This window comes from Nguyenibacter vanlangensis, from assembly GCF_013376155.1.
Classification (GTDB): domain Bacteria; phylum Pseudomonadota; class Alphaproteobacteria; order Acetobacterales; family Acetobacteraceae; genus Gluconacetobacter; species Gluconacetobacter vanlangensis.
Genome location: NZ_JABXXP010000217.1, coordinates 1 through 4,580 on the forward strand (window position 1 = coordinate 1; position 4,580 = coordinate 4,580).

General features: G+C 66.7%; 3 protein-coding genes. 2 read left to right on the plus strand and 1 reads right to left on the minus strand.

Features of this window, described 5'->3' with window-relative positions; all coding sequences use genetic code 11:
- Nucleotides 1-152: 152 nt before the first annotated feature.
- Nucleotides 153-836 carry a LexA family transcriptional regulator gene (locus HUK84_RS23670; RefSeq protein ID WP_176640336.1) on the minus strand — a complete coding sequence of 228 codons (684 nt, stop codon included), beginning with the start codon at nucleotides 834-836 and terminating at the stop codon, nucleotides 153-155.
- Between the two features lie 349 nt (nucleotides 837-1,185).
- Here HUK84_RS23670 and HUK84_RS10995 point away from each other — a divergent pair, with 349 nt between their 5' ends.
- Both HUK84_RS10995 and HUK84_RS23675 read left to right on the plus strand, forming a co-directional pair.
- Nucleotides 1,186-1,470: a helix-turn-helix domain-containing protein gene (locus HUK84_RS10995; protein ID WP_176640337.1), complete on the plus strand. Its 285-nt coding sequence runs from the start codon at nucleotides 1,186-1,188 to the stop codon at nucleotides 1,468-1,470.
- Between the two features lie 360 nt (nucleotides 1,471-1,830).
- The coding region (locus HUK84_RS23675) for a ligand-binding sensor domain-containing protein (protein ID WP_176640338.1) at nucleotides 1,831-4,580 on the plus strand (2,750 nt) is incomplete at its 3' end.

Sequence of the window (4,580 nt, forward strand, 5' to 3'; positions counted from 1 at the left end):
ACCGGCGGCAGGGAGACCTGTCCCCGCCAGGGATGCGCGCGCGGACCGAGCAGCAGGAGCGCCACCACGCAGCCGGCGCCGCAAGCCCACCGGAACGCCCGCCGGTGCCTTTGGACCGATCGGAGGATCATCCGGAGGCCTGCCATCGCCGCTCAGACATTCAGATGGAAGCGGCCGATGACGCGGCCGATCAGGCGAAGCTGGGCGCTGTCGTCATCGGCCGACCAGGTCATGCGCCGGATCGGGACGTCGAAGGACGCGTATCGCGGGTTGTCGCTGACGACGCTGAGGGTTTCCGGGTCCTTGATCGACAGGCGCTTGACCATCAGCAGGCCTTGAACCGCAACGACATAGACCGACTGGACGAACGGGGCGGGCGTGTAATTGACCAGAAGCGTATCCCCGGCATCGATCGAGGGCTGCATGCTGTCCCCCTGGATGCGGACAAAGAATAAATTCCTGCTCCACGCGCCCAGCACGTTGCCGATGAAATGCCTTGAAACCGTATAGATCCTGCCGTCTTCCCAATCGTTCGGCTGCATTCCGGCGCCGGGGGACGGTTCTGCATCAAAGTACTTGACCTGGATCGTCTCGCGGTCGCCGAATTGAGGATGGAACATCAAATCCGGCGCGAACGCGGGCACGTCCTGCAAGCTGGCCGTCCGCCCCGGACGCTGACGGAACGCATCGGACATCGGCGTTTCGGCGCCTACCGCCAGCCATTCGAGCGGCACGCCGCATGCTCTTGCAAGAGCGATCATGGCGCTGGCCTTCATGTCGCGGCCGGCGATGTAGTTGTTGAGCGTGCCAACCGCCATCTGGGCGCGAATTGCCACTTGGGAATTCCCGCCGGCGGCCTGAACGGCGGCGCGCAATCTTTCGGCCCGCCGTTTTACGTCGCTGCCGGCGTCGTCGGGGCCGAATCCGGCCATATTGGCAGCGTTGCCGTATGGAATCTCTAAATTCTTAGACATTTCAACGGATAACCACCGATCAGGGATTAATTACAGAAATTTTAAGATCGGACTTTTTATTTGGAGTTGCCATACAGAAACTCACACAGCATCCTCTGAGATGTGGATCAGGCGCCAACATCTGATCTCGGGTTGAAAATAAAGGCCGGTTGGCGCCGGCCCGGCTCGCACAAGGAGACGCAGTATGGCATGAAAGCCATGCGTTAGGCCAATGCATGTCGAGGATATAAAAGCCGAACTAAGGAAACGGTATGGCAGTTTGGCGAGCATCTCTCGCCAATTGGGGTTGAATCCCAACGCAATCAGCGCGGCGATCCACCGGCCCGGAAATTCCATCCGCACCGAACGGCGCATTGCCGAACTGATCGGCAAGACGCCGCACCAGGTGTTTCCCGACCGTTTCCATGCCGATGGCACGCCGATCCCGCGCGCCGTCATCCGGACGCCCATCAGCCGCGTTCCGGACCGTCTCCGCGCAAACGGGGCGATGGCGTGAGCGATCCGCCGCGCACGATACGCGCGCAATAAGGGCATCGGTACGCGCAGGCCGGCCAGGTTCCTTGCCCAGGTTCTGCGTCCAAGGTTCTGCACCCCAGGTTCTGCACCCCAGGTTCTGCACGATGACTATTGACCCGGACGGCACGATCGGGGGTAATGCGGCCGTTTCATTTCAGTAAACCTTTTTCAACGCACTCTCGGACCGTTTTGCACAACGAAGGCATGGCCCGGCGGCCGGCCTGCCACCGGACCCGGCGAAGAGAGTCCACCCGCCGCCAGCGGACCGGTCGCGAACGTTCCACGGGAGGACAGAGTGACACCCTCTTTACGGGCGTCTGCCGGACGCAGGGCGGCTGACGTGTCGTTTCTTCTAAAGAATAAATATTTCCAACCACTTGCGATCGTATTCGGCTGCTTGCTGGCGCTGTCCGCCGCGAGACCGGCACGGAGCCAGACGATCGCCGCGACGCGCTACGGCATGGCGGCCGGGCTGACGAACACCGCGGTGCTGAGTGCCCTGCAATTGCCGAACGGCGAAATGCTGGTGGGCACCCAGCACGGGTTCTTCGCATTCGACGGCCGGCAGTTCCTGCCCCTGGGGCCCGAACAGGGCCTGCCGGTCGGCGGCATGGCGCAGGCCGCCGTCATGACCGCGGGCGGCGACCTGGTCCTGGTCCTGCTGGACCGGATTTATGTCGCCCATGCCGTCACGGCGGACATGCCCGTGCTGGGCCTGCATTTCGTCCCGGTGGCGGCACACGCGGCGCTGAGCCGCGACGAATTCCGCAAGATCGCGCCCTGGCGGGGCGGCCTGGTCATGACCGACCGCGACCGGCTGCTGTTCCTGCATCGGGTCGGGGGCGAAGACAGGATCGACACGCTGGAAAGCGTGCTGGGGCTGGCTGAAGGCACCCTGACGGACGTCTCGGCCCTGCATGCCGAGCGGGACCGGTTGTGGCTGGGCACGGGCGGCGGCCGGCTGTGCGTGCTGGCGGGGCGGAGCCTGCATTGTCTGCCGGTCCCTGCCCTGGCGCCGCCTCGCAGGGTGGACGCCATCGCCGAGGACGGGCGGGGCGTATTGTATGCCCGCACCCTGCGCAGCCTGATCACGGCCGACCCGGCGCGCGGCACGCTGCGGGTCGAGCCGGTCCCGCATATCGGCACGCAATATGAGAACTACCAGCGTTTTCTGACCCTCGCCTGGACGCCGGACGGCAGGTTGATGACCCAGGCCGATGACGGCGAACTGGCGATCCGTACCGACGACGGCTGGACGATGCGGATGCTGGACGGAGAACCGATCGCGGCGCCGCTGAGCGTGGTGCTGTTCGACCGTCAGCGCAATCTGTGGATCGGCGTGCCGGGGATCGGGATGATCCTGACCCGGGGGTTCGGCGTGTTCGAGAATTTCGACCGGCGGAACGGGCTGTCCGGCGCCATCATCTGGCAGATGCTGCGCCGGCCGGGCGGACTGCTCTGGATCACGTCCGACAGCGGGATCGATGCGCTGGACACGGCGGCGCGGCGCGTCGTGCGCGCGATCCCGCAGGCGGCGTTCCTGATCGCCGCCGACGATCGGGGCCGCCTGTGGCATGACGGGCCGGACTATCTGGCCCGCATGGATCCGGCGACGGGCCTGCAGCAGGATTACGACATGCGCCGCATCAACAAGATCCTGCCGGGGCGGGAGCATGATATGTGGATCCTGTCCGACACGGGCGCGTGGCGGGTCGATACGGCGCGCGCGGACACGACGCCTGTTCCGGTGCCGGGGATGGGCGGGGCCTATGCGTCCGGCCTGATCGACCGGGACGGCGCGCTGTGGCTGATCGAAGGGCGCAGGCTGCTGGTCCGGCGGCGCAACGGCATCGTGACGGTGGCGCGGGCCGGCTGGCCGAAGGCGGATTTCATCCCCAACCTGCTGGCGGCGCAGGACGCGCATACGCTGTGGGTAACCGGCCAGGGCGGGCTGTATCGCGCGACGCATGACGGCGACCGGATCACGGCATTGACCGCCTTCGGCCCGGCGGAGATCGGAACCGACATGACCTATGCCGTGCTGGTCGACCATCGGGGCTGGGTGTGGATCGGGTCGGACCATGGGCTGGCGCTGTTCGACGGCGCGCACTGGACCCGCGTGACCGCGGCGGACGGGCTGATCGCCGACGATCTGGACCAGGACAGCCTGATCGATGACACGGACGGCACGATCTGGGTCGGGACCAGCAGAGGGCTGTCGCATATCCTGCGGCCCGAGCAGTTGCGGCGCGCCGAGACGCTGCGGCCGGTGATCAGCCGGATGACCCTGGGCGACGCCCCCTATGACGGCCGCGCGGTCGCCTTCAGCCGCGCGCCGTTCCGCGTGACCTTCGGCGCGCTGGATTATCGTGACGAGGGCCGGATCCGCTTCCGCTACAGGCTGGAGGGGGTGGATGAAGGCTGGAACGAGGCGACCGAGGACACCGTGCGCTATCCGAGCCTGCCGCCGGGCACGCATCGTTTCCTGCTGCAGGCCTATGATCCCGGACGCGACCAGGAACCGGCGATCGTCGCGGTTTCGCTGGGCATGGGGCGCCCCTGGTGGCAGAGCCCGGAGGTACGGATCGGCGAAATCATGGCCTGCGGGCTGGCGGGTTATGGGCTGTGGCGCATCCGGGTCGGATTGCTGATCAAGCAGCGGCGCAAACTGCGCGAGACCGTCGAACGCCAGACGGCCGAGATCCGCGCGGCCCATGAGGCGCTGGTCCGCCAGTCGCGGCTGGACAGCCTGACAGGCCTGCTGAACCGGGGCGCCATCCAGGCGCATCTGCAGGCCTGCCTGCAGGCGGACGCCCCCGGCGCCGATCGGGCGATCGGGCTCGCGATCGGACTGGCCGATGTCGACCATTTCAAGGCGATCAACGACCAGATGGGGCATCTGGCCGGCGACGAGGTGCTGACCGAGATCGGGCACAGGCTGCGCCGCGGCCGGCGCCACGGCGAAGAGGTCGGCCGGTACGGCGGCGAGGAGTTCCTGATCGTGCTGCAGGGCGACGGAGACAAGGCGGCCCGCATGGAGGACATCCGGCGGTCGCTGTCGCGCGCGGTCGCGCTGTCGTCGGGGCGCAC

Coding starts and splice junctions, on each gene's coding strand:
- HUK84_RS10995 (WP_176640337.1), top strand. CDS start 1,186: ATGCATGTCGAGGATATAAAAGCCGAACTAAGGAAACGGTATGGCAGT.